Origin of the sequence: Kocuria sabuli (assembly GCF_040981185.1) — a bacterium.
Lineage (GTDB): Bacteria > Actinomycetota > Actinomycetes > Actinomycetales > Micrococcaceae > Kocuria > Kocuria sabuli.
The window spans coordinates 82,418-108,948 of the sequence record NZ_JAVHZE010000005.1 but is presented as its reverse complement, the minus strand read 5'-3'; the positions used below and the strand labels follow the sequence as shown (position 1 = coordinate 108,948).

The 26,531-nt window shown below is 69.6% G+C and carries 26 protein-coding genes; 17 read left to right on the top strand and 9 right to left on the bottom strand.

What is annotated here, in order from left to right; translation table 11 throughout:
* Positions 1 to 372 precede the first annotated feature (372 nt).
* The 3 genes from RE027_RS07330 (at position 373) to RE027_RS07320 (ending at position 2,498) form a co-directional block, all read left to right on the top strand.
* Positions 373 to 903: an SRPBCC family protein gene (locus tag RE027_RS07330; RefSeq protein ID WP_368807599.1), complete on the top strand. Its 531-nt coding sequence runs from the start codon at positions 373 to 375 to the stop codon at positions 901 to 903.
* A gap of 116 nt (positions 904 to 1,019) precedes the next feature.
* On the top strand, positions 1,020 to 1,640 hold the full coding sequence (locus RE027_RS07325) for a superoxide dismutase (protein ID WP_368807598.1): 621 nt from the start codon (positions 1,020 to 1,022) through the stop codon (positions 1,638 to 1,640).
* 348 nt (positions 1,641 to 1,988) lie between these two features.
* The gene (locus RE027_RS07320; RefSeq protein WP_368807597.1) at positions 1,989 to 2,498 is read left to right on the top strand and encodes a hypothetical protein; all 510 of its coding nucleotides are present in this window, start codon (positions 1,989 to 1,991) and stop codon (positions 2,496 to 2,498) included.
* 7 nt (positions 2,499 to 2,505) lie between these two features.
* Here the strand turns inward: RE027_RS07320 and RE027_RS07315 are convergent, their stop codons facing one another.
* From RE027_RS07315 to RE027_RS07295, 5 genes are read right to left on the bottom strand one after another with little or no spacing between them, the layout of a single operon-like run.
* Positions 2,506 to 3,675 (bottom strand): cysteine desulfurase family protein, encoded by a 1,170-nt coding sequence (locus RE027_RS07315; protein ID WP_368807682.1) that lies wholly within the window; start codon positions 3,673 to 3,675, stop codon positions 2,506 to 2,508.
* A gap of 2 nt (positions 3,676 to 3,677) precedes the next feature.
* A complete protein-coding gene (gene nadC / locus RE027_RS07310) occupies positions 3,678 to 4,589 on the bottom strand; it encodes a carboxylating nicotinate-nucleotide diphosphorylase (protein WP_368807596.1) in 912 nt (303 codons plus the stop codon).
* Positions 4,583 to 6,286, bottom strand: coding sequence for an L-aspartate oxidase (gene nadB, locus RE027_RS07305; protein WP_368807595.1), 1,704 nt, complete (start codon positions 6,284 to 6,286; stop codon positions 4,583 to 4,585). Before nadB ends, nadC begins: the two co-directional genes overlap by 7 nt.
* Positions 6,283 to 7,578: a quinolinate synthase NadA gene (nadA, locus tag RE027_RS07300; RefSeq protein WP_368807594.1), complete on the bottom strand. Its 1,296-nt coding sequence runs from the start codon at positions 7,576 to 7,578 to the stop codon at positions 6,283 to 6,285. Before nadA ends, nadB begins: the two co-directional genes overlap by 4 nt.
* Positions 7,575 to 8,279, bottom strand: coding sequence for an NUDIX hydrolase (locus tag RE027_RS07295; protein WP_368807593.1), 705 nt, complete (start codon positions 8,277 to 8,279; stop codon positions 7,575 to 7,577). The genes nadA and RE027_RS07295 overlap by 4 nt, the downstream gene beginning before the upstream one ends.
* 280 nt (positions 8,280 to 8,559) lie before the next feature.
* On the opposite strand from RE027_RS07295, the gene RE027_RS07290 reads away from it, so the two are divergent.
* The 7 genes from RE027_RS07290 (at position 8,560) to RE027_RS07260 (ending at position 16,221) form a co-directional block, all read left to right on the top strand.
* Positions 8,560 to 11,556, top strand: coding sequence for an NACHT domain-containing protein (locus RE027_RS07290; protein WP_368807592.1), 2,997 nt, complete (start codon positions 8,560 to 8,562; stop codon positions 11,554 to 11,556).
* A 154-nt stretch (positions 11,557 to 11,710) separates the two neighbouring features.
* Entirely contained in the window at positions 11,711 to 12,109 is a 399-nt protein-coding gene (locus tag RE027_RS07285; protein WP_368807591.1) for a PKD domain-containing protein, read from the top strand.
* 202 nt (positions 12,110 to 12,311) lie between these two features.
* Entirely contained in the window at positions 12,312 to 12,701 is a 390-nt protein-coding gene (locus tag RE027_RS07280) for a hypothetical protein (RefSeq protein WP_368807590.1), read from the top strand.
* A gap of 26 nt (positions 12,702 to 12,727) precedes the next feature.
* Complete coding sequence (locus RE027_RS07275) at positions 12,728 to 14,086, top strand: M4 family metallopeptidase (RefSeq protein WP_368807589.1); 1,359 nt, start codon at positions 12,728 to 12,730, stop codon at positions 14,084 to 14,086.
* A 77-nt stretch (positions 14,087 to 14,163) separates the two neighbouring features.
* Entirely contained in the window at positions 14,164 to 14,493 is a 330-nt protein-coding gene (locus RE027_RS07270) for a protealysin inhibitor emfourin (protein WP_368807588.1), read from the top strand.
* 93 nt (positions 14,494 to 14,586) lie between these two features.
* Complete coding sequence (locus tag RE027_RS07265; protein WP_368807587.1) at positions 14,587 to 15,456, top strand: fructosamine kinase family protein; 870 nt, start codon at positions 14,587 to 14,589, stop codon at positions 15,454 to 15,456.
* Positions 15,457 to 15,798: 342 nt separating this feature from the next.
* On the top strand, positions 15,799 to 16,221 hold the full coding sequence (locus RE027_RS07260) for a VOC family protein (RefSeq protein WP_368807586.1): 423 nt from the start codon (positions 15,799 to 15,801) through the stop codon (positions 16,219 to 16,221).
* A gap of 30 nt (positions 16,222 to 16,251) precedes the next feature.
* Here RE027_RS07260 and RE027_RS07255 read toward each other — a convergent pair whose 3' ends face one another.
* Complete coding sequence (locus RE027_RS07255) at positions 16,252 to 16,776, bottom strand: VOC family protein (protein WP_368807585.1); 525 nt, start codon at positions 16,774 to 16,776, stop codon at positions 16,252 to 16,254.
* 80 nt (positions 16,777 to 16,856) lie between these two features.
* Between RE027_RS07255 and RE027_RS07250 the strand changes: the two genes are divergently transcribed.
* From RE027_RS07250 to RE027_RS07230, 5 genes are all read left to right on the top strand, one after another.
* Positions 16,857 to 17,744: an AraC family transcriptional regulator gene (locus RE027_RS07250; protein WP_368807584.1), complete on the top strand. Its 888-nt coding sequence runs from the start codon at positions 16,857 to 16,859 to the stop codon at positions 17,742 to 17,744.
* Positions 17,745 to 17,814: 70 nt separating this feature from the next.
* Positions 17,815 to 18,912, top strand: coding sequence for an alkene reductase (locus tag RE027_RS07245; protein ID WP_368807583.1), 1,098 nt, complete (start codon positions 17,815 to 17,817; stop codon positions 18,910 to 18,912).
* A 151-nt stretch (positions 18,913 to 19,063) separates the two neighbouring features.
* Positions 19,064 to 19,792 (top strand): hypothetical protein, encoded by a 729-nt coding sequence (locus RE027_RS07240; protein ID WP_368807582.1) that lies wholly within the window; start codon positions 19,064 to 19,066, stop codon positions 19,790 to 19,792.
* A 9-nt stretch (positions 19,793 to 19,801) separates the two neighbouring features.
* Positions 19,802 to 20,317 (top strand): methylated-DNA--[protein]-cysteine S-methyltransferase, encoded by a 516-nt coding sequence (locus tag RE027_RS07235; protein ID WP_368807581.1) that lies wholly within the window; start codon positions 19,802 to 19,804, stop codon positions 20,315 to 20,317.
* Between the two features lie 29 nt (positions 20,318 to 20,346).
* On the top strand, positions 20,347 to 20,697 hold the full coding sequence (locus tag RE027_RS07230) for a cupin domain-containing protein (protein WP_368807580.1): 351 nt from the start codon (positions 20,347 to 20,349) through the stop codon (positions 20,695 to 20,697).
* 12 nt (positions 20,698 to 20,709) lie between these two features.
* Here RE027_RS07230 and RE027_RS07225 read toward each other — a convergent pair whose 3' ends face one another.
* Complete coding sequence (locus tag RE027_RS07225) at positions 20,710 to 21,777, bottom strand: spore photoproduct lyase family protein (protein ID WP_368807579.1); 1,068 nt, start codon at positions 21,775 to 21,777, stop codon at positions 20,710 to 20,712.
* A 190-nt stretch (positions 21,778 to 21,967) separates the two neighbouring features.
* Here RE027_RS07225 and RE027_RS07220 point away from each other — a divergent pair, with 190 nt between their 5' ends.
* On the top strand, positions 21,968 to 23,467 hold the full coding sequence (locus tag RE027_RS07220) for an FAD-dependent oxidoreductase (RefSeq protein WP_368807578.1): 1,500 nt from the start codon (positions 21,968 to 21,970) through the stop codon (positions 23,465 to 23,467).
* Positions 23,468 to 23,557: 90 nt separating this feature from the next.
* Here RE027_RS07220 and RE027_RS07215 read toward each other — a convergent pair whose 3' ends face one another.
* Positions 23,558 to 23,779: a hypothetical protein gene (locus RE027_RS07215; protein WP_368807577.1), complete on the bottom strand. Its 222-nt coding sequence runs from the start codon at positions 23,777 to 23,779 to the stop codon at positions 23,558 to 23,560.
* Positions 23,780 to 24,185: 406 nt separating this feature from the next.
* Between RE027_RS07215 and RE027_RS07210 the strand changes: the two genes are divergently transcribed.
* Complete coding sequence (locus RE027_RS07210) at positions 24,186 to 25,094, top strand: PIG-L deacetylase family protein (RefSeq protein ID WP_368807576.1); 909 nt, start codon at positions 24,186 to 24,188, stop codon at positions 25,092 to 25,094.
* 78 nt (positions 25,095 to 25,172) lie between these two features.
* On the opposite strand, the gene RE027_RS07205 is transcribed toward RE027_RS07210, so the two are convergent.
* Positions 25,173 to 26,528 carry a glucose-6-phosphate dehydrogenase gene (locus RE027_RS07205; RefSeq protein ID WP_368807575.1) on the bottom strand — a complete coding sequence of 452 codons (1,356 nt, stop codon included), beginning with the start codon at positions 26,526 to 26,528 and terminating at the stop codon, positions 25,173 to 25,175.
* Positions 26,529 to 26,531 lie beyond the last annotated feature (3 nt).

The window sequence follows — 26,531 nt, the reverse complement described above, 5'->3', positions numbered from 1 at the left end:
GGATGGACCTCGGGCGGTGTGCGACCTTCCGTGACGTCGCGCATCCCCACTTCTCAACAGCTTCTCCACAGGGGTTGTCCACAGCGTGGATAACTTCCGCCGGTGACATCGGACACCACTGTCCGCCATGAACCCCGCATTGACGTGCGACTGCCGCCACCGAACGGCAGCGGGCGCACGGAGTTGCGAATTGTGCACACGGGCGTCCACACCTGTGGACAACCTTCTCCACCGGGTGTGCACGCCGGGCTGGCCTGGCGGCACATCCAGTCGCTAATGTGAATGCCTGTGCATGGGATGGTGGATCCCACCCGTGCATCCGGGGGGCGGTCCGACGTCGTCCCGGGCCCTGGGACCGGCATGGAGGTTGGAATGGCACTCGGCCCGGCATCGTTCTGCGTGGACCACACGGTGGTGATCGACGTCGATCCCCCCGTCGTGGAGCGCTTCCTGCTGGACAGCGGATGCTTCCCGCTGTGGCACCGGGGGGTGGCGGGCGTGCCCACCATCAGCACCCCCGTGCTCCAGACCGGGACCTCCGTGGAGTTCCTGGGCCGGGTCGGCCCGCTGCGCTTCCCCTACGTCACCATCGTGTCCGCGCACGACCCGGGACGGAAGCTGGCGCTGCGCACCACCCGGGGCGTCGTCGACCTGCTCGCGGTCACCACGTGGACCGCCGTGGTCGGCGGCACCGAGGTGCGGGCCACCGTCGACGCGCGCCTCACGGCCGCCCGGGCAGGTCTCGCGAAGTGGGCCGAGCGGATCGTGCGGCGCAACCTGGCGGGCGAGCTCGGGGACCTCAAGCGGCTCCTGGAAACGGGGCAGTTCGAGTTCACCGTGCCGTCCCAGCTCACCGCGCACCCGCCCCGCTGCCCGCTGGAGACGCCGCCCGATTTCTTCTGAGGCCCTGTCCGGCCGGTCCACGCGGGCACCGTACGCTGGTGGCGGAACCTCCTTGACCCCTGCTCGCGCACGGGACGAGGGTGGAACCACACGACAGCTATCGAAAGGATTCTCCTATGGCCGAGAAGTACACCCTTCCCGATCTCCCCTACGACTACGCGGCGCTCGAGCCCCACATCTCCGCGAAGATCATGGAGCTGCACCACGACAAGCACCACGCCACCTACGTGGCCGGCGCGAACACCGCCCTCGAGAAGATGGCGGACGCCCGCGCCAACGGCGACGGTGCCGCCGCGGCCAAGCTGTCCAAGGACCTCCAGTTCAACCTGGGCGGTCACGTCAACCACTCCATCTTCTGGAAGAACCTCTCCCCGGAGGGCGGCGACAAGCCGACCGGTGAGCTCGCCGCGGCGATCGACGACCACTTCGGGTCCTTCGACGCCTTCCGCGACCACTTCACCGCCGCGGCCACCACGATCCAGGGCTCCGGCTGGGCGATCCTCGCCTACGAGCCGATCGGCGGCAACCTCGTCATCGAGCAGATGTACGACCAGCAGAACGGCGTCCCCGTCGCCACGATCCCGCTGCTGCAGCTGGACATGTGGGAGCACGCCTTCTACCTCGACTACCAGAACGTCAAGGCCGACTACGTCAAGGCCTTCTGGAACATCGTGAACTGGGCCGACGTCCAGGAGCGCTTCGAGAAGGCGCGCACCGGGGGCAAGTCGATCGTCTGATCCAACACCCCGCACGGCCGGTGCACGACTGCGCCGTCCACCGCGAGCAGGACCCCCGGACCGCACGGTCCGGGGGTCCTGTGCTCTCCGGAGCTCCGGAGCTCCGGACCCCGGCCCGGGGCTCCCGGTGCCGCGGATGCCGCCGGTGTCACCGGGGGCGCGGGAACGCGGCACCGGCCGCGCAGAACGGCGCCGCGGGACCCGGTCCTGGGGTGAGCATGTCGTCCCAGGTCGCAGCGGGATCACAGATCGGTCACGGCGCTGGACCCGCCCCCGCCCCTCCGTTAGCGTTCGGGAAGGCGGCGGGGGAGTCACGCCGATGTCGGGGACGGGGAGACGGAACAGCACATGCAGAACATCATCGCGCTACTGACGGCTCTGGCGACGGGGGTGACGTTCGGGGCGGTCTCGCAGTTGCACGAGGACGGCACGGGCTTCGTGGCCGCCCCGGACGTCCAGGACGCGCTCGGCTGGGACCGTGCCACGCTGCAGGCCAATGCGGCCTCGCTCGAGTTCGTGGCGGAGTCGGAGTCGGTCACCGGCATCTCCTGGACCTGCGCCCACGCCGAGACCGCGGAGGTCCTGCCCCAGCGGACGGACCTCGTGGTCACCGAGTCCCGGGCGATCACGAGCCGGCCGGAGAACCTGTGGGGGTTGCTGCCGGTCCGGGGCTTCCGGTTGCAGGGCTTCGACGGCCGCGGCGCGTCGAGCGCCGTCCCGGAGGGGCCGGCTCCCCACTCCTGCCCCGCCGGCCCGTGGACCGTGGTCGAGGGCAGCGCGCAGACCGTCGAGACGGAGGGCGAGCCGGTCCTCATGGTCCGCCACGAGGGGACGCAGCACCCCGTGCCCGTGGGCTGAGCCGGGCTCAGCCGCGCGGGGCGCCCAGCCGCTGCACGACGTCCCGCGTGGCCGCGACGATCCCGTCCACCTGCTCCGGGGTGATCCCGGAGGAGAGCGTGAACCGGACGGCGGTCGTGGCCACCTCCGCCGGATACCCCATCGCGGTCAGCACGTGGGAGGGCTCGGCGTCCCCGGCCGCGCACGCCGAGCCCGAGGAAACGAGCAGCCCGCGGGCCTCCAGGTCCACCAGCACCGTCTCGCCGTTGACGCCGGGAAAGCAGAACGACGCGGTGCCCGGCAGCCGGGACGCCGGCCGCTCCCGCGGGTCGGGACCCGACAGGACCGCCGTGGGGACCACCGTCAGGATCCCGGCGATCAGCCGGTCCCGCAGACCCGCCAGGTGAGCCGCCCGCTCCCCGCGCTCGGCGCTCGCGAGCCGCAGGGCCGTGGCGAGGCCGACGGCGCCGGCCACGTCCGAGGTCCCGGAGCGCCGGCCGCGCTCCTGCCCGCCGCCGCTGAGCAGCGGCCGCAGGGGAGTCCCGCGGCGCAGGTACAGCGCCCCGGTGCCCTTGGGCGCGCCGATCTTGTGCCCGGCGAGGCTCAGCGCCGCCACGTCGAGCGCTTGTACGTCCAGCTCCAGCGACCCGGCCGCCTGGACCGCATCCGTATGGAACGGGACCTTCCGCGCCCGAGCCACCGCAGCCAGCTCGGCGATCGGCTGGACCGCACCCGTCTCGTTGTTCGCATGCATCACGGATACTACGGCCGTGTCCGCACGGACAGCCCGCTCCAGCGCCGCGGGGTCCACCAGTCCCTCGGGGGAGACCTCCAGCTCGGTCACCTCGAAACCGTCCCAGCGGGCCAGGTCGCGCGCCGAGTCCAGCACGGCGGAGTGCTCGATCGCGCTCGTCACCACGTGCGTGCGCGCCGGGTCGCGGTCCCGCCGCCCCAGGGCGATGCCCTTGACGGCCAGGTTGTCCGCCTCGGTCCCCCCGGAGGTGAAGACCACCTCCGCGGGCCGGCAGTTCAGCGCCCCGGCCACGGTCTCCCGGGCCGTCTCCAGTCCCGCGAGCGCCCGGCGGCCCATCTCGTGGTGGCTGGAGGCGTTGCCGAACTCCTGGGTGAGGTAGGGCCACATGGCCTCGAGGACCTCCCGCCGCACGGGAGCGGTCGCGGCCGCGTCGAGGTAGAGCACCGTCATCCCGTCCGGGCGTCCAGGGCGACGTCGAGGCCCAGGTCCAGGTTGCGCGCCGAGTGGGTGAGCGCGCCCACCGAGATGACGTCCACCCCGGTGGCGGCGATGTCCCCGACGGTCTCCAGGCTCACGCCGCCGGAGGCCTCGACGGTCGCGCGGCCGTCGATGATCGCCACACCGCTCACGAGGTCGTCCACCGAGAAGTTGTCCAGCAGCACGGTGTCCGCGCCCCCGGCCAGCACGGCCTCGATCTGGTCCAGCCGGTCGACCTCCACCTCGAGGTGCACCGTGTGGGGCAGCCGACGGCGCAGCTGCCGCAGCGCGCCGGTCAGGTCGGTCCCGTCGGCCGTGAGCAGCGCGAGGTGGTTGTCCTTGGCCATCACGGCGTCCGAGAGCGAGTGCCGGTGGTTGTGCCCGCCGCCGCTGAGCACGGCGTGCTTCTCGAGCGCCCGCAGCCCGGGGGTGGTCTTGCGGGTGTCCGCCACCCGGGTCCGGGTGATCGTGCCGGGGGGCAGGTCCGCCGCCCGCTCCACGCGGGCGACAGTCTCCTCGACGGCGGCGACGTAGCGGGCCGTGAGCGTGGCGATCCCGCACATCCGCTGGGTGAGGTTCAGGGCCACGCGCTCTCCGGTCAGCACGGCGCGGGCGGGTCCGGTCACCACGGCCAGCGTGTCCCCGGCGGCGAAGGGGTCACCGTCGGCGGTAATCAGCTCCACGGCCACGGCGGGGTCCACGGCGGCGAACGTCGCGGCGAAGACCCGGCCGCCGGAGAAGGTCCCGGCCTCGCGGGCGACGAGCTCGGCCCGCGCGACGGCGGTGGCCGGGATGAGGTGCTCGGACGTGATGTCGCCCCAGGGCGCGTCCTCGGCGAGGCCCCGGTCCACGACCTCGGTGATGGCGGCTCGGGTCAGCATGCGGGAATCCTCTCGAGTATGTCGCCGTACGCATATGTACTGGCCGTGTCCTGGTGTTCAGTGGTGGGTGCCGTCGGCTCCCTGCGCCAGAAGGTGCGCCGGGCCCGAGCGGGGTCGGGCGCCGGGAAGTCCTCCCGGAACTGGGCTCCCCGGGACTCGGCGCGGTGCAGGGCGGCGGCGACCACGGCGCGGCCCACGGTCAGCAGGTTCCGGTCCTCGAGCGCGCGGCGGGACAGCGCTGCGGGCGGGCGGAGGCCCGCCAGTCGGGCGGCCAGCGCCTCGAGCCCGGGCCCGTCCCGCAGGACCCCGGCGCCGGTCCACATCGCGGCCTGGAACGCCTGGCGGTCAAAGGGCACGTCCCCCTCGGTGCCCTCCGGCAGGGGCAGGGCACCGCCGTCCACGGCCGGCCCGCGGTGCGGCCGGGCGTCGTCGTCGGCCCGGAGGTCCGCGGCGAGGGCCTCGGCGGTGCGGGCCCCGAACACGGCGCCCTCCAGCAGCGAGTTGGAGGCCAGCCGGTTGGCGCCGTGGACGCCGGTGGCCGCGCACTCGCCCACGGCGTAGAGACCGGGGACGCTCGTGCGGCCGCGGTCGTCGGTCGCGATGCCGCCCATCAGATAGTGCGCCGCCGGGGTGACGGGGACCGGTTCCCGGGCCCAGTCCATCCCGTGCGCCCGGAGGGCGGCGTCGATCGTGGGGAAGCGGCGGGCCAGGTGCTCGGCGGTGCTGCGTCCCGAGGAGACGGTGCCGCCCGGGCCGGTCATGCCGGTGCAGTCGAGCAGCACCGGCCGGCCGCCCTGGGCCAGCGAGCGGCGGACGTTCTCCCGTGCCACGACGTCGCGCGGGGCGAGCTCGGCCAGCGGGTGCACGTCCGTCAGGTAGCGCCGGCCCGTGCCGTCCCGCAGCACCGCGCCCTCGCCGCGGACGGCCTCGGAGACCAGGAAGCAGCCCGGGGCGGCGAGCGCGGTGGGGTGGAACTGGACGAACTCGAGGTCCGTCACGGCGGCCCCGGCGCGCAGGGCCGCGGCGATGCCGTCGCCCGTGGCCACCGCCGGGTTGGTGGTGTGCGGATAGAGCTGTCCTGCTCCGCCCGTGGCGAGCACCACGGCGTCCGCCGCGAGCCGGCGCGGCCGGTCGCCGTCGAGGACGAGCGCCCCCACGGCGCCTCGGCCGGGGCTGGTCACCAGGTCCACGAGCATGGTGTGCCGCAGGATCCGCAGCCGGCCGGTGGTCTCGGCGGCGAGGGCGGCGGCGACGAGGGCGCGCTGGATCTCCCGGCCGGTCGCGTCCCCGCCGGCGTGCAGGATGCGGGGCACGGAGTGGGCGCCCTCGAGGCCCTCCACCCAGGGGGAGCCCGGCCCGTCGGCGCGGTCGAACGCGACGCCGTGCTCCACCAGGGCGGTGATCGCGGCGGCCGAGTCGCGCACGAGGACGCGCACGGCGTCGTCGTCGCACGTGCCCGCCCCCGCTCCCAGCGTGTCCCGGACGTGCAGCTCCTCGGCGTCGCGGGGCTGGCCGTCCGGGAGGCCTGCCGTCATGGCCGCGATCCCGCCCTGGGCGCGGTCGGTGTTGGTCTCGTCCAGGCGGTCCTTGCTCAGCAGCACCACGTCGAGCCCGCGGTCGGCGGCCGCCAGCGCGGTGGTGAGCCCGGCGATGCCGCTGCCCACCACGAGCACGCGCGGGAACGGTGTCCTGCTCACCGCGGAAGCGCCGCCAGCATGCGCTCGAGCGCCACCTCGGCGTCCCGGGCGGTCCCGGCGTCCACCTGGATGCGGTTGATCGTCCGGCCGGCCACGAGCTCCTCGAGCACCCAGGCCAGGTAGCCGGGGTGGATCCGGTACATCGTGGAGCACGGGCAGATCACCGGGTCGAGGCAGAAGATGCTGTGCTCGGGGTGCTCGTCGGCGAGCCGGTTGACCATGTTGATCTCGGTGCCGATCGCGAAGGTGCTGCCGGGCTCGGCCGCCTCCACCGCCTTGCGGATGTAGTCGGTGGAGCCGGACTCGTCGGCGGCGTCGACCACGGGCATGGGGCACTCCGGGTGCACGACCACCCGCACGCCGGGGTGCTCGGCCCGGGCCTGCTCGATCTGCGCCACGGTGAAGCGGCGGTGCACCGAGCAGAAGCCGTGCCACAGGATGACCTTGGCGTCCGCCAGTTCCTGCGCGGTGCTGCCGCCCAGGTCCTTGGCCGGGTTCCACAGGGGCATCTGCTCCGGCGGGATCCCCATGGCCTTGGCGGTGTTGCGGCCCAGGTGCTGGTCCGGGAAGAACAGGACCCGCTGCCCGCGCTCGAACGCCCACTCCAGCACGGTGGTGGCGTTGGAGGAGGTGCAGACGATGCCGCCGTGGCGGCCGCAGAACGCCTTGAGCGCCGCGGAGGAGTTCATGTAGGTGACGGGCAGGACGGACTGCAGGCCGTTCTCGCCGGTCTCCCCGAGGACGTCCATGAGCTGCTCCCAGGCCTCCTCCACGGAGTCCTCGTCCGCCATGTCCGCCATGGAGCACCCGGCGGCGAGGTTGGGCAGGATCACGGACTGGTGGTCGCCGGAGAGGATGTCGGCGGTCTCGGCCATGAAGTGCACGCCGCAGAAGACGATGGCCTCGGCCTCCGGCCTGCTCCGGGCCGCGCGGGCCAGCTGGAAGGAGTCGCCCAGGAAGTCGGCGTGCTTGACGATCTCGTCGCGCTGGTAGAAGTGGCCGAGCACCACCACGCGGTCGCCCAGGGTCGCCTTGGCGGCGCTGATCCGGCGGTCGAGCTCCTCCGCGGAGGCGTGCTGGTACTCGTCGGGGATGACCGGCTGGGCGGGCGAGCCCGCGGGCACGGCGTCGTCCTGGGACGCGCCGGGGCCGTAGCCGGCCGAGACCGTGGGGGCGAAGTCCCACGGGCTCGTCCCGAGGGTGCTGCTGCACGTGCTCGTCGCGGGGGCGGTGCCGGGCAGGTTCGCCGGCTTCTCGGTCAGCAGGTCGATGCGGGTGGCGACGGAGGTCATGTCTGCTCCTGGGTGCTGCGGCCGCCCGGGGTGCGGTCGGCGAGGTCGAGGTCGGAGTTGTAGCGGTAGAGCCGGGGCGGGCGGTGCCGGGTGCCCTCCAGGCGGGTGCCGGTGTCGAGCACGGCGCCGGAGGCCAGCACCTGGCGCCGGAAGTTGGCGGGGTCCAGGGCGGTGCCGAGGATCGCCTCGTGCACCTCCCGCAGGTCGGCCAGGGTGAAGGCCTCGCCGAGGAAGGAGTGGGCCACGCGGCTGTAGGTGATCTTGTTGCGCAGCCGGTAGAGGGCGTAGTCCACGATGTCGCTGTGGTCGAAGGCCAGCGGCGGCAGGTCCGAGACGCGCATCCACGTGACGTTGAGGTCGGCGTGGAGGTCGGAGGTCTGGTCCGCCCGGATCGAGGCCCAGTAGACGATCGAGACCACGCGCTCCTCGGCGTTGGCCGAGCGGGTGAGCCCGCCGAAGGCGTAGAGCTGCTCGAGGTAGCCCGGCTGCAGGCCGGTGGTGAGGTGCAGGGAGCGGGCGGCGGAGGCCTCGAGGTCCTCGTGCTCCTGGAGCGGCCCGCCGGGCAGCGCCCACATCCCCCGGAAGGGGTCGCGGATGCGGCGCACCAGGGGCAGCCAGAGCTCCTTGCGGCCGTCGGGGCCGGTGTCCCGGGCGGCGAAGATGACGGTCGACACGGCCAGCGCCACGATCTGCGTGGTCATCATCACCTCCCTGCACGTCAGAGCCTTTGGGTTGCAGTGACTATAACACCCTTTTGGTCGGCATGACGTTATGACTCGATGGCCGCATCTCCGCCATCCCAAAGTGTCAATGGCTTCGGGCAAACAGGTATACACCATGAAAAGCAATGAAAGGTCCTATAGAATCGAATAAACAGAGAACAAGGACATCGAATACAGAGCCTTCGCAGTGCTTAAGAAAATGCTTGTGGGGGCGCATCATTGATTTTTGGTATAAGTCAAAGACGATAGACAGGTTGATATGGACATTATTTCAGGCTCAACTATTGGATCTTTTCTGTACCCCATTGTAAAAGATGCAGTGCTATGGACGATTAATAAAGCGGCTAATAGACGCAAAGGGCTCACCTTAGACGTCATAACGCAGCTAACCGAAAATCCAACAGAATCAGAGGCATGGGCGGAAGGTGCCGACTCACTCGCATTTCTATTGGATACGGAAGAGGGCCAACATCTCCTCCGGCAATTGCCGACCAATAGAAGAGTAATAACAATAGCTCGCGAAATGTTCACAGCGAAGCTTGTTGGTATGAGTCTTAACCACGAAGAGGTGTTGCGGGAATCGCTACGGGCAACCATAGGCGGAATTGTCGGCGACAAACTGAATTCGAACCGTTGCCCGGACATCTCAGATGCTGTATACGAAACTTTTGAAAATGCGTTTGAACGCGCCGTTCTAGAAATACAGCAACAGTCTCCTACATCTTATGCCATTCTGCAAAAGGAGTGGAGAGAAACGGCTATTCTTAGCGTTATGGAGCATCTTCCTGAAAGAGCCGCAAGATTAACGGATCTAAAAAAACAGGAAAAGTTGGATCAAATGATCCACGAATGGATTCCAAAATATATTAAAGCTTGTCGAACAAAATATAAAAACATTCAAACACCCGATTTTTCAGTCAACCACCGCATCGAAATTGATCGTCTATATGTTCCTCCTAGATTCAAGCGGTATCAAGGCGTGGAACGGCTACATCATGAAATACCAGCGGAATGGATGCTTGAGAACATTCATCGTACTGTCATTATGGGCGACCCTGGTGCTGGAAAGACGACTTTCAGTCAATATCTTATAAATCAGGAGATTAAAAAGAACCGTAGAATACCATTTATTGTCGTATTAAGGGAATATGCACACAAAGACTTAGAGAATGAACGCTCTATCACCGAATTCATGGCTGAACAATTGTCAAGTCGGTATGGTACGGCACTTTCGATAAATGCTCTAGAGTCAATACTTTCGGACGGCAACGCTTGTGTCATTTTTGATGGACTTGATGAACTAATTGACTCTAATCATAGGCGAGAGGTTAGAGATCGCGTCGAAATATTCAGTGTAAGCTATCCGCATGCCGATATATTGGTGACGTCTAGAAGAATTGGGTACGAGGAAGCACCTCTCGACCCCCAAGTATTTGATGCCTTTATCGTTGGGTCTTTTGACACTAAGTCGACCCATCAATACGTTAAGCAATGGTTTGAAACGCAATCTAGTGACTATGACAATGAGCCGGGAATTCTCGCCGCTGATTTTATGGCCCAAAGCCACGAAGTGTCAGATCTTAGATCAAATCCTTTAATGCTATCTTTAATGTGCATGATTTATCGTGGCGAGCACTATATCCCTCAAAACAGACCTGAAGTTCTGGAAAAATGCGCGAAAATGTTGTTCGAAAAATGGGATGGGCATCGAAGTATTGTTGTGCCTCTTGCGGTGAAAAAGTATGTCGATTCCGCCCTTCAGTTTCTCGCGTACTCCATGTATCTGGAGTCTGGCCATGACACCATTATGGGTCGACAAGATATAGTCAGAAACTTGCAGACCTACTTAGAGGACCGGTCGTTTGAGCATTCCGAGGAGCGTGAAAAAGCTGCCGAAGAATTTGTCGATTTTTGCTCCGGTCGTGCATGGGTCTTGTGTGAGGCGGGAGAAGAAAAAGGACAAAAACTACTCAAATTCACGCATCGTACGTTCCTCGAATACTTCGCTGCATATCACATTTGCAAGAAGTACTTAGATCCAGGTAAACTAGCCAATTTTCTCCTCCCTCACATATCTGTAGCAGAATGGGATATGGTTGCCCAACTTGCTGTGCAGATTAAAGACAAAGGTGTCGATATGGGATCTCAATTGACACTGGAAAAGATGGTTCGCGATAAAAGAGACCGTAAGTATCAAAAACGCGAAAACGTTCTTACTTTTGTTTCTAGATGCCTCAAATTTGCTACTGTTTCGGATTCTTTCATCAAGGAATTTTGCGGACTTGTAGTAGAGCGTTCCGTGCTTGAGGTGAGTCGCCAGAGTGCTTTTTTCAATGCCAACATTGACGCACTAAAGTCTCTGGTTGAAAACAGCACCCTTCATGGAACTCCTATTGTTAGATACACTATTGAAGCTTTAGCTGTGTCAGTTCGCTCCCCAGATAGTAAAGTAAGCGCATCTTCTATTCGCCTCATGCTCCTGCTAGGAGCTCTTGGAGAAATCAGCGCTCCTTCCATTTTCGAGTATATAAATGACGCTACATGCCGACTCTGGTCGGATAGCGCTCGAAAAAACATCCGTGAAAACTCTTACGTTTATAAAAATTTTGTCAAGAATAATCCGGAGGTTAGCTTGGTTGCCGTATCTGCAGGCGCCCTTACGGAGATGGAATCTGTGGAAACGTTGCGGGACCCTGATCGCCTTCTTTCATTTTTTACTCTTAGGGACTTCGAAGCCCAAGGTGCATTTTCCAATCCTTTCCACTTAAGTGGGTATGGGTTATTGGCGTGTGACAGTGCCATGCGTTTTCCAAGGCTTTATGGTGACTACTATATTTTCGAGGAGGGTCCCGCGGAAGCTCTGTTGGGATTAGTCAAAGACACTATTCTAGCTGGGGGATTCAAATTGCAACCAATTTCTAAGAGGGAAAAGGAGCGTGCTCAGCTTGACCTAGAGTTTGCGTTGGATCTTGTTTATCGCGCAACTGTGGGAAACGATTCGATGAATCGTATAAACTACAGTAAGTCAGCCTCTGCGCTAATCGCCGTTGTGTTGCTAATTAATGTTGAGTACTCCCGTAAGATTCTTCCCTCTGAGGTTTACGAATTTAAGGAAGTTCGATGGGGTTCTAGTAGGAGTGAAGCCCAATCGATACTAGCAAACAGTGATTTTATGTTGCTTGTCAACAACACGCATCCTTATTGGAAGTCCGTAATTAAAGCCTGGCTCCGGGGGCAACATTCATTTATTTCCTAGAATCTGCGGGGAGGGGCGTTTCAAAATTCCGAATCCACGTCCTGGTAGTTGCTTCTTATAAACTGGAGCGTCCTCCCTGCGCGGGACAGATGCTGCACTGCGGATGCGTTGGAGATTGCTATGTTGAGCATCAAGCGACTTCCACGCCGTAGGGGTGTACACGACCAACGTCTACGCGGAGGCCCAGCCCCAGCAGTTCGCCACCGAGCTGGGCGGTTTCCCGGTCCAGGTGCGGGCCGTTCCGGTGCAGTACGCCTGGGACTACGGGGACGGCAGCGCGCTCGGACCCACCGAGCTGAGCGGCGCCCCGCTGGAGGAGGGGGCGTGGGACGTGGAGACCGACACCAGCCACGTCTACGCCGAGACGGGCGACTACGCCGTCACCCTCACCACCTGGTTCTACGGCGAGTACTCCGTGGCGGGCGGGCCGTGGCTTCCCGTGGCCGGACTGAACGACGTCGTGAGCGCGCCCGTGCCGATCAGCGTCTGGCGCTCGACGGTGCGCAACTACGCCGACGACTGCCTGCAGAATCCGCAGGGCGCCGGCTGCTGACCCGCGCGGCGCCTGTTGGGGCGTCCGATCCACGTGGCACGATCGGTGCACAGCGGTTCCCGGCCCCGCCGACGAACGGGTGAACGGTCCCGGACGGACGTCCAGGACCGCGACGGCGACGCGGTGATGCCGAGCGTGGCGAGGTCCTCCGACCGGTGACCACCCCGGCAGCCCCGCACGGCACGAGGAGAGGGGCAGGACAGTGACGATCTCCGGGACGTGGGTGCTCCACTACAGCTGGGGCTGCACCGGCGAGCACGGGCGCACGAGCCTCGACTTCCGGGCGGACGGCACGTTCTCCGGCGGCGGCTTCTCCGGCTCCTGGCGGCAGCAGGACGGGATCCTGCTGCTCCGCTTCGCCGACGGCCCGGCCCAGTACGGCGGAACGGTCTCCGGCCACGTGGGCACGGGCGCGATGTCCACCTTCGACGGCTCCCTGAGCGGCTGCTGGTACCTGGTCGAGCGCGGCACCGCCGGCGGGACGGAACAGGCGGACAGCGGTGCCGGCCAGCCCGCCGACGTCGCCGGGCGGGGCGTGCCTCCCGGAGGGGCGGACTCCGGCGCGCTGGACGCCGCGGGAAACCGGATCTGATGCGGACACCTCGGGAGGAGAGCACCATGAACCACGCACACGGAACCTTCTGCGGTGTCATTCCGCCGTTCGTGCACGAGCACATGGCCGTGCACGGCGACGACCGGACCCGCAGGAACGCGCTCACCGCCCTGTCCGTGGACACGACCGTGCGGGCGGAACGGCTGATCGTCGACCTCACCACGGCGGGCGTCGCGGCGCAGGCGACAGCCCACAAGGAGCGCGCGGTCCACACGGCGGACAACACCGGCGCGCTGCCGGGCACCCTGGTGCGCTCCGAGGGCGACCCGTCCAACGGCGACCCCGCCGTCGACGAGGCGTACGACGGACTGGGGGCCACGTTCGACCTGCTCCAGGAGGTCTTCGGGCGCAACTCGCTCGACGACGCGGGCATGCCGCTGATCTCCACCGTGCACTACCAGGACAAGTACAACAACGCGGCCTGGGACGGCCGGCAGATGATCTTCGGGGACGGGGACGGCCAGTACTTCAACCGCTTCACCGCCGCGGTGGACGTCATCGGCCACGAGCTGGCCCACGGCGTCACCACGCACGAGTCCGACCTCCTGTACATGCACCAGTCCGGGGCGCTCAACGAGCACTTCTCCGACGTCGTCGGGGCCATGGTCAAGCAGTACGTGGCCGTTCCCCGGCAGACCGCGGAGGAGGCCGACTGGATCATCGGGGCCGAACTGCTCACGAGCGCCGTCAACGGTGTCGGCCTGCGCTCGATGAAGGCGCCCGGAACGGCCTTCGACGACCCCGTGCTGGGCAAGGACCCGCAGCCGGACCACATGTCCCGCTACGTGGAGACGCTCAGCGATAACGGCGGTGTGCACATCAACTCCGGCATCCCCAACCGGGCCTTCCACCTGGCGGCCACCGGGCTGGGCGGCTACACCTGGGAGAAGGGCGGCCGGATCTGGTACGCGGCGATGCGGGACCCCGAGCTGCGGCGCCTGCGCGGGACCGCGCAGTTCAAGGACTTCGCGCGGCTCACGCTCGAGCACGCCGCCGCACTGTACGGACCCGCGGAACGGGAAGTGGTGGAGGACGCCTGGGAGCAGGTGGGCGTCACCGCGGAGACCGTCCCGGTCGCGGAGCAGGTCGCGGACGTGTGGGTGCTGCACTACAGCTGGGGCTGCACGGACTCCTCCACGCGCGCGGTCCTGACGTTCCACCAGGACGGGTCGTTCAACGGCGACCTCGCGGGCAAGTGGCACCAGCAGGACGGCACGCTGCTGCTGAGCTTCGACGACGGGCCGGCCCAGTACGCGGGAACACTCGTCGGCGACGTCGCCACCGGTGCCATGTCCACGTTCGCGGGGGCGGACGGGTGCTGGCACCTGACCCGCCAGGGCGCCGCGGGTATAGTCGGGAACTGATCCCACCCGGGCGCGTCGGCATCCTTGTGCGGCGCCGGCCCGGGCCGCCCGCGTCCTAGGAGAGGACGGTGCCGACCATGGCGAGAGTGCGCTACCACGTCGAGGGAGGCCTCGCCTTCTTCCCCGGTCTGGCCGCGGAGCGGGTCTTCGAGACGGAGGCCCTGCCCGAGCCCCAGCGCGACGAGCTCCTCGACCTGTTCGAGACCGTCCGCACGCACCGGCTCTCGACGGCCGCCCCGACGGCCCCCGGCGGCGCGGCCGACCAGCAGACCTACGTCATCGAGGTCCAGGAGAGCTCCGACGTCCGGCGGCTCGTGGTGGACGAGTTCGACCAGGACCCGGCGGCGCGGGAGCTCGTGGCGCGGGTGCGCGAGTGCGCGGACCGCTGCGGGCCCGCAACGCCGTGAGCGAGGAGCGGCCGGGCCGCTGCTGGGGCGTCCCGGTTTCCCGGCACGCCGTTCCCGGGCACCACGGCCCCGTCATGCAGTAGAACGGGAGGCATGACTTCCCCGGACCTGCCCCCTGACCTCACGCACGGCCTCGGCGTCGAACGGGCGCGACCGATCGGCGGCGGCGACACCGCGGCCGCGTTCCGCCTCGAGACGGCCCGCGGGCCGCTGTTCGCGAAGACGATGGCGGACCCGCCCGCCGGGATGATGGCGGTGGAGGTCGCCGGGCTGCACGCCCTGCGGGAGCACGCACCGGAGTTCCTCGGGGTCCCGGAGGTCGTGCGCTGGACGGACGCCGGCATCGTCCTCGAGTGGGTCGAGGAGGCTCCCGGCCCGGGCCGCGGCGGGACCGAGCAGGAGTTCGGCCGGGGACTGGCGGCCCTGCACCGCGCGCAGGGAGAGGCCTTCGGCGCGCTCGTCCCGGAGCTGCCCGGACGGATCGGTTCCTTCGACGTGGACCTGTCCCCGACGCAGGACTGGGCGCAGTTCCTGCTCGACCGGCGGATCCGGCCGCTGATGCGGGACGCGGTCGGAGCCGGCCGGATCGATCCGGGTGCCGCCGACCTGCTCGAGGAGTTCGCACCGCGGGCCCGTGAGCTCGCCGGACCGGAGGAGCCGCCGACCCTCGTGCACGGAGACCTGTGGGCCGGCAACCGGCTCGTGGACGCCGAGGGGCGGAACTGGCTGATCGACCCGTCGGCGTACTGGGGGCACCGGGAGGTCGACATCGCGATGATGCTGCTCTTCGGCGGCTTCGGCGAGGAGTGCCTGGCCGCCTACGACGCGGAGCACCCGCTCGCCCCCGGCTGGGAGGAGCGGGTGCCGTGGTACCAGCTCCCGCCGCTGCTGGTGCACGCCGTGCGGTTCGGGGGCGGGTACGGGGACGCGACGACGAGGGCGCTGCTGCGGCTGCGGGGATGAGCCGCGGTGGCGCCGCCGCGGCCGCCCGTTTCAGGCCCTCTTCAGCACGCGGTGGTTGTCTGGGTCGTACGGGGGATCCCCGGGACACCAAGGGAGTGCTGGTGGTCGCCGGTCGCGGGCTGGAGGGTCGGCGAGCGGTGATCCGTCCCGGGGACCGGGTCCCGCGCGCGGTGCTGAGGAGCCCGCACGCGGGGCCCGGACCCGGTCCGCACGGCGTGGGTGAGCCCTCGCCCACCGCGGCCGGCCCCCGTAGAGTGCGAGTCCTGGTGCCGGGCCCGGCCGATCTCACCCGGGGCGGGGCACCCCGACCGGAGCACGACCCTCACGACCCAGGAGTGCACTGTGCCCATCAATGCCGCCGACTTCGCCCACGTCCGCCTCACGGTGACCGACATCGACCGCTCCCGCGCCTTCTACGACGCCGTCTTCGGCTTCGAGACCGCCTTCGAGGCCCCTCCGGCCGACGCCGACCAGCGGACGAAGGACCAGCTGTCCTTCCTGTTCGGCGGCGTCATCTACCGGTTCGGCGGGGGCCTGCTGGGGCTGCGCCCGGTGGCGCCCGGTGCGGACCGCCACGACGAGGACCGGGTGGGGCTCGACCACCTGTGCTTCGGCGTGGCGTCGAGGATCGACCTCGAGGACGCCGTCGTCGTGCTGGACGACCTGGGGGTCGCCCACGGCGGGATCAAGGACATCGGCGTGGGCCACATCCTGGAGTTCCGCGACCCGGACAACATCGCCCTGGAGCTTCTCGCCCCCGCCTGAGCGCGGCGGACCGAGGACGGGCCGCCGTCATCAGTCCTGGCCGAAGGAGGCCGCCCACTCGGCCACCCGGGCGCTGCTCTGCTCGTCGGAGAGGTCCTCGACCCGCGTCATGATCGACCAGCGGATGCCGAAGGGGTCGCGGATGCTGCCGTACCGGTCCCCGGAGACGAACGTGCTGACCGGTTCGCGCACCGTGGCGCCCGCCGCGACGGCGCGTGCCACCACGTCGTCGACGTCGGGGACGTAGAGGCCCAGCGAGTAGCACGCGTCGTCCCCGTCCGGCGGCGGGACGAGGTGGAAGGCCGGGTTCGCCTCGCCGAGCTGGAGGCGCCCGTTGCCGAGGTCGAGGGTCGCGTGCACCACGACCGGCGTCCCGTCCGGGCCGGGCATGTCGGTCCGGTCGACGAGGACGGCCCCGAGGACGCGGGTGCAGAAGTCGATCGCCGCGGCGGCGTCCACCACGGCGAGGAACGGGGTGAGGGACGTGAACCCGTGCGGGGTGCCGTCGGTGGTGTGCGTCCCGGTGACGCCGCGGACGCTGTGCTCTGTGCTCATGCCCCGAGCCTAGGGAGCGGGAGGGGCGCGGTCTTGAAGATTTCCGCCACGCCCGCCGGGGCGGTGGCTACGCTCGGGGCATGAGCGAGCCGCCCACCACGCGGGGCCACCTCACCCCGGGACCGCGGGCCACGGTGACGCGCCTCCCCGCGCCCGACGACGTCGCCCACCTCGTCCGGCAGCTGTGGGTGCCCGAGTGGGAGCTGCCGCCGGGGGAGCGGGTCGAGCAGCTGGTGCTGGGCTATCCGGCGAGCAACGTGGTGGTCGAGCCGGAGGGGGTGGCGCTGCACGGGCCCACGACCCGCGCCTCCACCCGGGTGCTGAGCGGGCGGGGCTGGGCGGTCGGCGCGCTGCTGCGCCCGGCGGGCGTGCTGCTGTTCACGGACTCCCCGGCCGGGCTGCTAGACGCGTCGGCGCCGCTCGAGGCGCCGGGCCTGCACCGCGCCGTGCTGGAGGCCATGGCGGGAGGTGCGCCGGGCCGGGACCCCGTTGCCCGGCGGGAACGGGCCGCGGCGCTGCTCGTGGACCATGTCCGGGCCCGGGCCCGGGCGGCGGCGGTGTCCGGCGACGCCGTGCGGGACGGCGTCCTGGCCAACCGCATGGTGGACCTCGTGGAGGCGGGCGCCGGGGCGCGCAGCCCGGAGGACCTGGCCCGGGAGCTGCACGTGTCCGTGCGCTCGCTGCAGCGGCTCGCGGCCCGGTTCGTGGGCATGCCGCCGCAGCTGCTGCTGCGCCGCCGTCGGCTCCAGGAGGCCGCCGAACGGATGCGCGCGGACCCGGCCGGGGACCTCGGCGCGCTCGCCGCGGAGCTGGGCTTCGCCGACCAGTCCCACCTCACCCGCGAGTTCCGGTCGGTCCTGGGCGCCACACCGCGCGGCTACGGCCGCTCGCGCGCAGGACAGGAGCAGCTGCCGGTCCCGCAAGGGGCCGTCACTCCCGCGACGCGGAGGCCGCGGGCAGGAATGTGAGGGATCAGACACCGGAGACGAAAATAACTGCGGCGGGAATCCCGTTGACACGGAAAGAACCAGTTCCCTGATGAAAGGTCTCCCCGTGCCGAAGTCCTCCCTGACCACCCCGCTCGATCTCGGTGTCCTGAAGCTGCCGAACCGCCTCGTCATGGCGCCGCTGACCCGGATGCGCTCCGGCCGTGACGGGGTTCCCGGCGAGCTCAACGTCGAGCACTACACCCAGCGCGCCTCGATGGGCCTCATCGTCACCGAGGGCACCTACCCCGACGTGGTCGGGCAGGGCTTCTCCTTCCAGCCCGGCATCCAGACCCCGGAGCAGGTGGCGGGCTGGCGGCGAGTGGCCGACAGCGTCCACGCCGCCGACGGACGGATCTTCATGCAGGTCATGCACGCCGGCCGGGTCTCCCACCCCGACCTCAACGGCGGCTCCCAGCCGGTCGCGCCGAGCGCTGTCGCGATCGAGGGCGAGATCCACACCTACCGCGGCAAGGCCGCCCTGCCCGTGCCCCACGCGCTGACCGCCGAGGAGCTGCCCGGCGTCGTCGAGACGTTCGTGCAGGGCGCCCGCAACGCGGTCGAGGCCGGGATGGACGGCGTGGAGATCCACGGCGCCAACGGCTACCTGCTGCACGAGTTCCTCGCCCCGGGCGCCAACCAGCGCACCGACGAGTACGGCGGCACCCCCGAGAACCGTGCGCGCTTCGTGATCGAGGTCGTGCAGGCCGTGACCGACGCGATCGGCGCGGAGAAGGTCGGCCTGCGGATCTCCCCGGAGCACAACATCCAGGACGCCTGGGAGCTGGAGCACGAGGACGTCGTGGCCACCTACACCGCCCTGGCGACCGGCCTCGCCGACCTGGGGCTCGCCTACCTCTCGGTCCTGCACCGGGAGCCGGAGGGCGAGCTGGTGCAGGGACTGCGCCGCGCCTTCGGGGGCGTCTTCCTCGCCAACAGCGGCTTCGGGACCCCCACCAGCCGCGAGGAGGGCGTGCGGCTGCTCGAGGAGGACGTGGCGGACGGCGTCGTCGTCGGCCGCCCCGCGATCGCCAACCCCGACCTGGCCCGGCGCTGGGCGGAGGGTCTCCCGGAGAACGTGCCGAACCCGCAGACCTTCTACTCCCAGGGCGCCGAGGGCTACACGGACTACCCGTTCGCGCAGGCCTGAGCCGGCCGCAGCCCCGCCCGGCTCCGGCCCCACCCGCAGCGCCGGGCGGGGCCGGGGCCGTACCGGTGCCGCCCCGGCCGGCGGACGCCTCCGCCGGCCGGGGCGCGCATCCGCTGCGGCCCCGGGCGCGCACCCCGGGTACCGTGTGCCCATGACGACCGCCCCCATCAGTGCCCTGCTCGGTTCCGCACTCCGCGTGCCGTTCGTCCTGCTCAAACAGTTCCGGCCGCAACGGCCCATCCACTCCGAGGGCGTCGGGCTCGAAGGCGTCCTGACCCGCACGGGCGGCGGGTCCAGCGGCATCCGCTGGATCGACGAGGCCGGTGACGACCCCGTGCGCGCCCGCTTCTCCCGCTCCGCCGGTCTCCCGCACGGGTGGCCCGACATCCTCGGTCTGGCCCTGCGCTGCCCGGTGCCGCCCTCCGGGCAGATCGACGGCCGCAGCGACGGCCGCGCCGACATCCTCCTCGCCACCGCCGGCAACGGGCGCCTCTCCCGCTTCGTGCCGACCCTGCACCGCCACGTGCCGGACGGTGCGTTCGCGTCCTTCATGCCCTACCGCGGCCTGGGCGGCCCGGTCCTGGTGGCCGCGCACCCCGAGCCCCGCGCGGAGCGGCTCCCCGCCCGCCCCGACCGCTTCCGGGCCTCCGTCGCCGCCGAGCCGTGGCGTCTCGGCCTCTACTGGGCCACCCCCCTGGGTCCGTGGCAGCGCTTCGGGGCCGTGGAGCTCGGCCCGGGTGCACCGTTCGGGGAGGACGAACGCTTCGACCCCCTGCTCAACGTCCCCGTGGGCGCCGAGAACTACGAGTGGACCTGCCACTTGCGGGAGCCGTCCTACAGCCTGGCCCGTGCCCCGCGGGACGAGCTGCGTCCGACGTAGACTCGTTCCATGGGACTGAGACTGAGCCCGGCACCCTCCACCACGGCCGCCCGCCGCCACGCCCTGGTGGAGTCACCCATCGGACCGCTGGCCCTCGTCGAGGAGGACGGAGCGCTGGCGGCGCTCTCCGTCGAGGGGGCCCGGGAGGGGCCCGTCCCCGACTCCTTCGGCCCGCGCGACGACGACGTGCTCCCGCACGTGCGGGAGCAGCTCGACGCGTACTTCGCCGGCCGCCTCCAGGAGTTCGACGCCGACGTGGTGCTGCACGGAACCCCGTTCCAGGTGCGCGTGTGGCACGCCCTGGCCCAGGTCCCGTACGGCACGACCGGCACCTACGGGCAGCTCGCCCGCACGATCGGCGCCCCGAAGGCGGCGCAGGCGGTGGGCGCGGCGAACGGCCGCAACCCCGTCAGCCTGCTCGTCCCGTGCCACCGGATCGTCGGCGCCAACGGCCGGCTCACCGGCTACGCCGGCGGGATGGCCCGCAAGGAGTACCTGCTGCGCCTCGAGGGCGCCCTGCTCTGACCCGTCCGGCCGACGCCCCAGGAGGACCCATGCCCCGCCTCGACGACCTCGCCGGCGCCAACCTGGAGCGGGCCCGCGCGTCCGGCAGCGGACACAGCGCGGAGCTCGTGGTCCACGACGGCGTCCTGCGGCAGACGGTCATGGCGCTGTGCGCCGGGCGGGAGCTCGCCGAGCACGTGGCCCCGCCGGCCGCGACGCTCCAGCTGCTGCGCGGCCGGGTCCGGGTGCTCAAGCGCGGCCAGCTCGCCGAGGAGCTCGCCGCCGGGGAGCTGCTGTCCCTCACCGACTCCCAGCACTCCGTGGAGGCCCTGGAGGACTCGGTGTTCCTGCTGACCACGGTCTCCCGGCCCTCGGACGGCTACCAACCCCGGGTCGCCTGATCCGGGGGTCCCTCAGAACGCGTACCGGACGTCGCAGTACGGCAGCCTGTGCTGCAGCAGGTCCAGGAACTGCTCCAGGTAGTGCTGCTTGTCCCGGAACCGGTAGCGCACGTTCAGGGCCCCGTTCTGCGACCGCTTCGCCTCCTGGAGGTCCGGGCGCCACAGCACCTCCTCGGCCCTGGGGTGCCACTGCGTGTTCACCTCGTGCAGCTGGGCGTTGTGGGTCAGGAAGATGACCTCCGCGGCGAGCTGCTCCTTGGCCGCGGCACCCAGCCCGGCGTCGAGCTGGTCGAAGAGCTCCGCCCAGTCCTCCAGCCACGTGTCCGTGACGATCACCGGGGAGAAGTTCACGTGCACCTCGTACCCGGCCGCCACGAAGTCGTCGATCGCGGCGATCCGTTCGGGCACGGGGGTCGTGCGGATGTCCGTGAGTTTTGCCAGTCGTTCCGGCATCAGCGAGAACCGCACCCGCGTCCGTCCCTGCGGGTCCCAGTCCAGCAGCTCCCGGTTGACGTACTTGGTGGCGAAGGAGGCCTTGGCCGTGGGATGGCGGCGGAACAGGTCCACGAGGTCGTGCACGTTGTCGCTGAACAGCGCGTCCGCGGAGCAGTCGCTGTTCTCCCCGAGGTCGTAGACCCAAGCGGCCGGGTCGCACTGGTTGGGCTCCGGCTTGGCGCCCTGGCGGCGGATGTGCCGGTCCAGGTAGCCGGTGATCTGCTCGATGTTGGCGAAGACCGTCACCGGGTTGCTGTAGCCCTTGCGCCGCGGCACGTAGCAGTAGGCGCAGGCCATGGCGCACCCGTTGGCCGTGGACGGCGCGATGAAGTCCGCGGACCGGCCGTTGGGCCGCGCCGCCAGTGACTTCTTGACGCCCAGGACCAGGGCCTCGCGCTTGATCCGCACCCACCGCCGCACGTTGGTCTCGTCCCCGTGCAGCTCCGGGATCTGCCAGTGGCTGGGGACCTCCACGAGCGTGGCCTCCGGCCACCGCTCGAGCACCTCCCGGCCGCGGGGCAGCTCGGCGGCCGCCGGCTCGTAGTAGATGCGGGTGATGTCGACCAGCGGCGGTTCGGGGGGCATGAGCTGATTCTAGGGACCCCCTCCGACAGTGGACTTACCACTCGGGGACGGACAGGATGGCACCATGACGGCCCGCGAGGCCGCTCCTGCCGCCCGGCCGGCGTCCTCGCGGGAGTGCCACCGGCGGAGGCGGAGGGCCCCGCACGTCGCCCCGTCCGCCGACCCGCACCGAACACGAGGGAGCAACCCCATGAAATCCGTATGGCTCGACACGTACGAGGTGCCGTCCACCGCGACGGACGAGTTCGTCCCCGGCGCCCGCTACGACACCGTCGTCGCCGGTGCCGGACTGACCGGGCTGACCACGGCGGTCCTGCTGGCCCGCGCGGGCCAGCGCGTCGCCGTGCTCGAGGCGCGCTCCGTGGGGGCCGTGACCACGGGCAACACCACGGCAAAACTGTCCCTGCTGCAGGGCGCCACGCTCTCCCAGATCCGCCGGCACCAGTCGGACGAGGTGCTCCGGGCCTACGTGGAGGGCAACCGGGAGGGCATGTCCTGGCTCGTGCGTCACCTGGAGGAGCGCGGCGTCCCCTTCCAGCGCCGCTCCGCCTACACCTACGCCACCACCTCCCGGGGCACCGCCCGGCTCCGCAAGGAGCTCGAGGCCGCCCGTGCGGTCGACCTGCACGTGAGCTGGACCGGCGACACCGGCCTGCCCTACGCGGTCGCCGGGGCGATCACGCTCCCGGACCAGGTGCAGTTCCACCCCATGGAGGTCCTCGGGTCCCTCGTCGCCGAGCTGCGGGAGCGCGGCGGCACGCTCGTGGAGGGCGTGCGGATCAACGGTGCAGGATTCCGCTCCCCGCTCACGGTGCAGACCTCGGCGGGGTCCGTCGAGGCCGACCGGCTGGTGCTGGCGACGGGCACTCCCGTGCTCGATCGGGGCGGCTACTTCGCCAAGCTCTCCCCGAACCGTTCGTACGCCCTGACCTACCGGGTCCCCGGTGCGCCGGAGTCGATCCCGGAGGGCATGTACATCAGCGCGGACAGCCCCACCCGCACGCTGCGCACCGTGCCGCTGGACGGCGAGGAGCTGCTGCTCGTGGGCGGCAACGACCACGTGGTGGGACGCTCCGCCTCGCCGCAGGCAGCCGTGGACGACCTCGAGGAGTGGACCCAGCGCCATTTCCCCGGCGCCGAGCGCACCCACGCGTGGGCCGCCCAGGACTACCAGTCGGTCAACCTCGTGCCGTTCATCGGGACCCTCCCCCGTGGCGGCGGCAACATCTATCTCGCCACCGGCTACAACAAGTGGGGGATGAGCAACGCCGTGGCCGCGGCGATCGCCCTCAGCGCCGAGATCCTCGGCGGCAGCGTGCCGTGGGCCGCCACCCTCGGACGGCGCGTGACCACGCCGTCGGACATCCTCACCTCCCTGCGCTTCAACGCGGGGGTGGGGGTCAACGCCCCCAAGGACTGGCTCAAGGCCGAGCTCCAGGAGCTGCCCGGCGAGGCCCCGGGCGAGGGGGAGGGAGTCGTCGGGCGCCGGAAGGGGCGGCCGGTCGCCGCGTCCACCGTCGACGGCCGCACGTGCCGGGTCTCGGGCGTGTGCACCCACCTCGGGGGAGTGCTGCGCTGGAACGACGCCGAGCGCTCCTGGGACTGCCCCCTGCACGGCTCCCGGTTCGCCGCCGACGGCGCCCTGCTCGAGGGCCCCGCGGTGAAGGACCTGCCCCGGGTCGACGGCTGATCCCTGGCACGACGACGGCCCCCACCGCGATCGGTGGGGGCCGTCGGTGCTCCCGGGGGACACGGCCTGCCGGGCGCCCCGGGGCAGGGGCTACTTCTTGGAGGAGCTCTCCTCGAGCTTCAGGGCGACGCCGATCGCGAAGAAGGTCGGGGTCCACTCGCCGACGAACAGGCCCCAGCGGTCGGCCTGCGGCTTGGACTTGCTCTTGCCGAGGCTGACCGTCCAGGACAGGACGGACAGGCCGATGGACGCGAAGCCGGCCGCATAGGCGTGCTCGCTGCGGACACCAAGGTTCTGGATCGTGCTGATCATGGAAGTACCTCTTTCCTGTGGTGGTCACCGTCGAGGGTGAGCTGGTCGAGCCGTGTTCGCCCAGTCTCACACGAAACGGGGAAATAGGAAAGCAGGCTGACGATAAAAGTGGACGATGTGTCCGCCGCTGCGCTGCCGCGCGTGGCCCCCGGATGTCTGCGGGTCGAGCGCCGGCCCGGTTCGCTCACGGCGCGGTGCGCCGGCGTGGATGTGGGCAGATCTGTGGTCGCCGGGAACCCCATTAACTGATGCAAAAATCTGTTTCCTCATGCAAACTGATCCATACCCGGCGCGCTGGTCACCAGCGTCGTCGGGAGGACGCGGAGCCGGTCGGGGGGCCGGTGGCGTCGACGGCCCGGACGCGAGGGAGTGCCCGGGCCGCGCCGAATGACTTCTGGGGGGAAACATGTTGCCATCCGTCGTGGGTGCTCTGCTGAGCGCCGTCGTCCTCGCGTACGTGCTGCCGGACGCGAACTACATGCGCCACAAGCGGTCCGTCGTCGGGGCCCGGGCGCTGCGCCGGGCCATCGTCGTCGTCTACACGGTGCTGCTGGCGCTGAACCTGTGGTGCGCCGCGGTCATGCCCGTGACGCTCGTCTGCGACGCGATCGCCGTCTCGACCCTGGTCGCCACGGGCACCTTCGGCTTCGTCCTCGCCGAACGGCGGATTCCCGCGACCACCGTGGTGCAGCGCCGCCGGGTGCTGGCGGTGGGAGCGCACCCGGACGATCTCGAACTCGCGTGCGGGGCCACCCTGGCCAAGCTGGTCGACACCGGCCACGAGGTCCGCGGCCTGGTCATGAGCTCCGGGGAGGTCGGCGGCAATCCCGGGCTGCGCCCGGCGGAGGCGCAGCGCGGCGCCTCGTTCCTCGGGCTCTCGGCCCTGCGGGTGCATCACTTCCCGGACACGAGGCTGGAGACTGTGAGCAACGAGATGGTGCGGGCGATCGAGGACGCGATCAAGGAGTTCGAGCCCGACGTGATCTTCACGCACTCGGCCCACGACCAGCACCAGGACCACTACGCGGTGCACCAGGCCACCCTGCGTGCGGCGAGGGCCCACCACTCGATCCTGTGCTTCGAGTCGCCGTCGGTGACCCGCGACTTCGACCCGTCCGTGTTCGTGAACATCGACGGCTACGTGGACGTCAAGGTCGAGGCCGTGCTCGCCCACCGGGACCAGACGGGCAAGCCCTACATGACCCCGGGGCGGGTCCGGGGCATGGCCGCCTTCCGCGGCGCCCAGGCCAAGAACACGAACGCCGAGGCCTTCGAGCCCGTGCGCCTGCTCGGCTCCGCCATCGGCGACCTCTGAGCGGCGACCTCTGAGCGGCGACCTCTGAGCGGCGACCTCTGAGCGGAGGCTTCCGGGCGAGGAGCCCGGGGCCGGCGCTCAGACCGGCCCGGGGCTGCCCGCGGGGTAGTCGAGCAGCGGCACGCGGTCGTCCTCGAAGGCGGCCAGGACCTCGTCGACGATCCGCCAGCCCTGCTCCGCGGCGTCCCCGCGCACGCTGAAGGTGTGGTCGCCCTCGAGGATCCCGCGCAGCACGCTGCCGTAGGCGGTCAGGCCCGGCCGGGCCATCCCGGACGAGAGCGTCACCCGCGTCATGCCGCGGGAGTCGAAGGGGCCGCCCACGTTGAGCTCCAGGGACAGCTGCTCCTCCTCGAGGCCCATGCGCAGCACGGCCGGGGCGACGTCGCCCGAGCGCGGCAGCTGCTCGTAGTCGTGCGGCGGGCGGCGGAACGTGATCGCGATCTCCTGGCGCGGGTTGCCCACGGCCTTGCCCGAGCGCAGGATGACCGGCACGCCGTTCCAGCGCCACGTGTCGACCTCCAGGACCACCTGCGCGAACGTCTCCGTCCCGTGCTGCGGGTCCACCCCCTCCTCGGCCGTGTAGTCGGGCAGCTCGCGGCCGCCCACGGTGCCCGCGGTGTACCGGCCGCGGACCGCGGCCCGCGCGGGGTCGCCCTGCCAGGGCTTCGCCGCCCGCAGCACGTGGCTGGTCAGCGTGGGGATCTCCACCTGGTCGAAGGAGGACGGCGGCTCCATCATGACCAGGGCCATGACCTGCAGCAGGTGGGACTGGATCATGTCCCGCAGTGCCCCCGTGGAGTCGTAGAACCCCGCGCGTCCCTCCAGGCCGAGGGTCTCGTCGAAGACGATCTCGACGGACTCCACGTGCTCGCGGGTCATCAGCGGCTCCAGCAGCCGGTTGGCGAAGCGCAGCCCCACGAAGTTGAGCACCGCCGGCATGCCCAGGAAGTGGTCCACCCGGAAGGTCCGCTCCTCGGGCACGAGCCGGGCCACGAGCCGGTTCAGCTCCCGGGCGGTCTCCAGGTCCGAGCCGATCGGCTTCTCGAGCGCCAGCACCAGGTCGTCCGGCAGGTCCATCCCGGCCATCACCTCGCACGCCCGGGCGGTGACCGCCGGGGGCAGGGCGAAGTACAGGCAGACGGGACCCGCCACGCCCCCGAGCAGGCGCTCGAGGTCCCCGGCGTCCGTGACGTCGCCCGGGACGTAGCGGGCGGTCTCCCGCGTGTGCGCGGCGGCGGGCCCGGAGGCGCCGACGGAGTCGAAGGCCTCCGCCACGACCCCCTCCCACCCGTCCGCGGGCTCGCGCGAGGAGCCGACGACGTCGATCCGCAGCTCCGGCTCCGAGCTCAGCAGCGTGCCCAGGCCCGGCAGGAGCAGGCGGGAGGTGAGGTCGCCGGTGGCGCCGAGAATGATCAGGGTCCTGATGCTCTTCATGTC

What these genes read in the sequence shown, in the direction of transcription:
- RE027_RS07245 (WP_368807583.1), top strand. Translation starts at nt 17,815, where the DNA reads ATGAAAGGTCTCCCCGTGCCGAAGTCCTCCCTGACCACCCCGCTCGAT.
- nadA (WP_368807594.1), bottom strand. Translation starts at nt 7,578, where the DNA reads ATGACCTCCGTCGCCACCCGCATCGACCTGCTGACCGAGAAGCCGGCG.
- RE027_RS07235 (WP_368807581.1), top strand. Translation starts at nt 19,802, where the DNA reads ATGGGACTGAGACTGAGCCCGGCACCCTCCACCACGGCCGCCCGCCGC.
- RE027_RS07325 (WP_368807598.1), top strand. Translation starts at nt 1,020, where the DNA reads ATGGCCGAGAAGTACACCCTTCCCGATCTCCCCTACGACTACGCGGCG.
- RE027_RS07255 (WP_368807585.1), bottom strand. Translation starts at nt 16,776, where the DNA reads ATGAGCACAGAGCACAGCGTCCGCGGCGTCACCGGGACGCACACCACC.
- RE027_RS07215 (WP_368807577.1), bottom strand. Translation starts at nt 23,779, where the DNA reads ATGATCAGCACGATCCAGAACCTTGGTGTCCGCAGCGAGCACGCCTAT.
- RE027_RS07240 (WP_368807582.1), top strand. Translation starts at nt 19,064, where the DNA reads ATGACGACCGCCCCCATCAGTGCCCTGCTCGGTTCCGCACTCCGCGTG.
- RE027_RS07220 (WP_368807578.1), top strand. Translation starts at nt 21,968, where the DNA reads ATGAAATCCGTATGGCTCGACACGTACGAGGTGCCGTCCACCGCGACG.
- RE027_RS07225 (WP_368807579.1), bottom strand. Translation starts at nt 21,777, where the DNA reads ATGCCCCCCGAACCGCCGCTGGTCGACATCACCCGCATCTACTACGAG.
- RE027_RS07210 (WP_368807576.1), top strand. Translation starts at nt 24,186, where the DNA reads ATGTTGCCATCCGTCGTGGGTGCTCTGCTGAGCGCCGTCGTCCTCGCG.
- RE027_RS07275 (WP_368807589.1), top strand. Translation starts at nt 12,728, where the DNA reads ATGAACCACGCACACGGAACCTTCTGCGGTGTCATTCCGCCGTTCGTG.
- RE027_RS07320 (WP_368807597.1), top strand. Translation starts at nt 1,989, where the DNA reads ATGCAGAACATCATCGCGCTACTGACGGCTCTGGCGACGGGGGTGACG.
- RE027_RS07230 (WP_368807580.1), top strand. Translation starts at nt 20,347, where the DNA reads ATGCCCCGCCTCGACGACCTCGCCGGCGCCAACCTGGAGCGGGCCCGC.
- RE027_RS07290 (WP_368807592.1), top strand. Translation starts at nt 8,560, where the DNA reads ATGGACATTATTTCAGGCTCAACTATTGGATCTTTTCTGTACCCCATT.
- RE027_RS07265 (WP_368807587.1), top strand. Translation starts at nt 14,587, where the DNA reads ATGACTTCCCCGGACCTGCCCCCTGACCTCACGCACGGCCTCGGCGTC.
- RE027_RS07330 (WP_368807599.1), top strand. Translation starts at nt 373, where the DNA reads ATGGCACTCGGCCCGGCATCGTTCTGCGTGGACCACACGGTGGTGATC.
- RE027_RS07270 (WP_368807588.1), top strand. Translation starts at nt 14,164, where the DNA reads ATGGCGAGAGTGCGCTACCACGTCGAGGGAGGCCTCGCCTTCTTCCCC.
- RE027_RS07295 (WP_368807593.1), bottom strand. Translation starts at nt 8,279, where the DNA reads ATGACCACGCAGATCGTGGCGCTGGCCGTGTCGACCGTCATCTTCGCC.
- RE027_RS07205 (WP_368807575.1), bottom strand. Translation starts at nt 26,528, where the DNA reads ATGAAGAGCATCAGGACCCTGATCATTCTCGGCGCCACCGGCGACCTC.
- RE027_RS07250 (WP_368807584.1), top strand. Translation starts at nt 16,857, where the DNA reads ATGAGCGAGCCGCCCACCACGCGGGGCCACCTCACCCCGGGACCGCGG.
- nadC (WP_368807596.1), bottom strand. Translation starts at nt 4,589, where the DNA reads ATGCTGACCCGAGCCGCCATCACCGAGGTCGTGGACCGGGGCCTCGCC.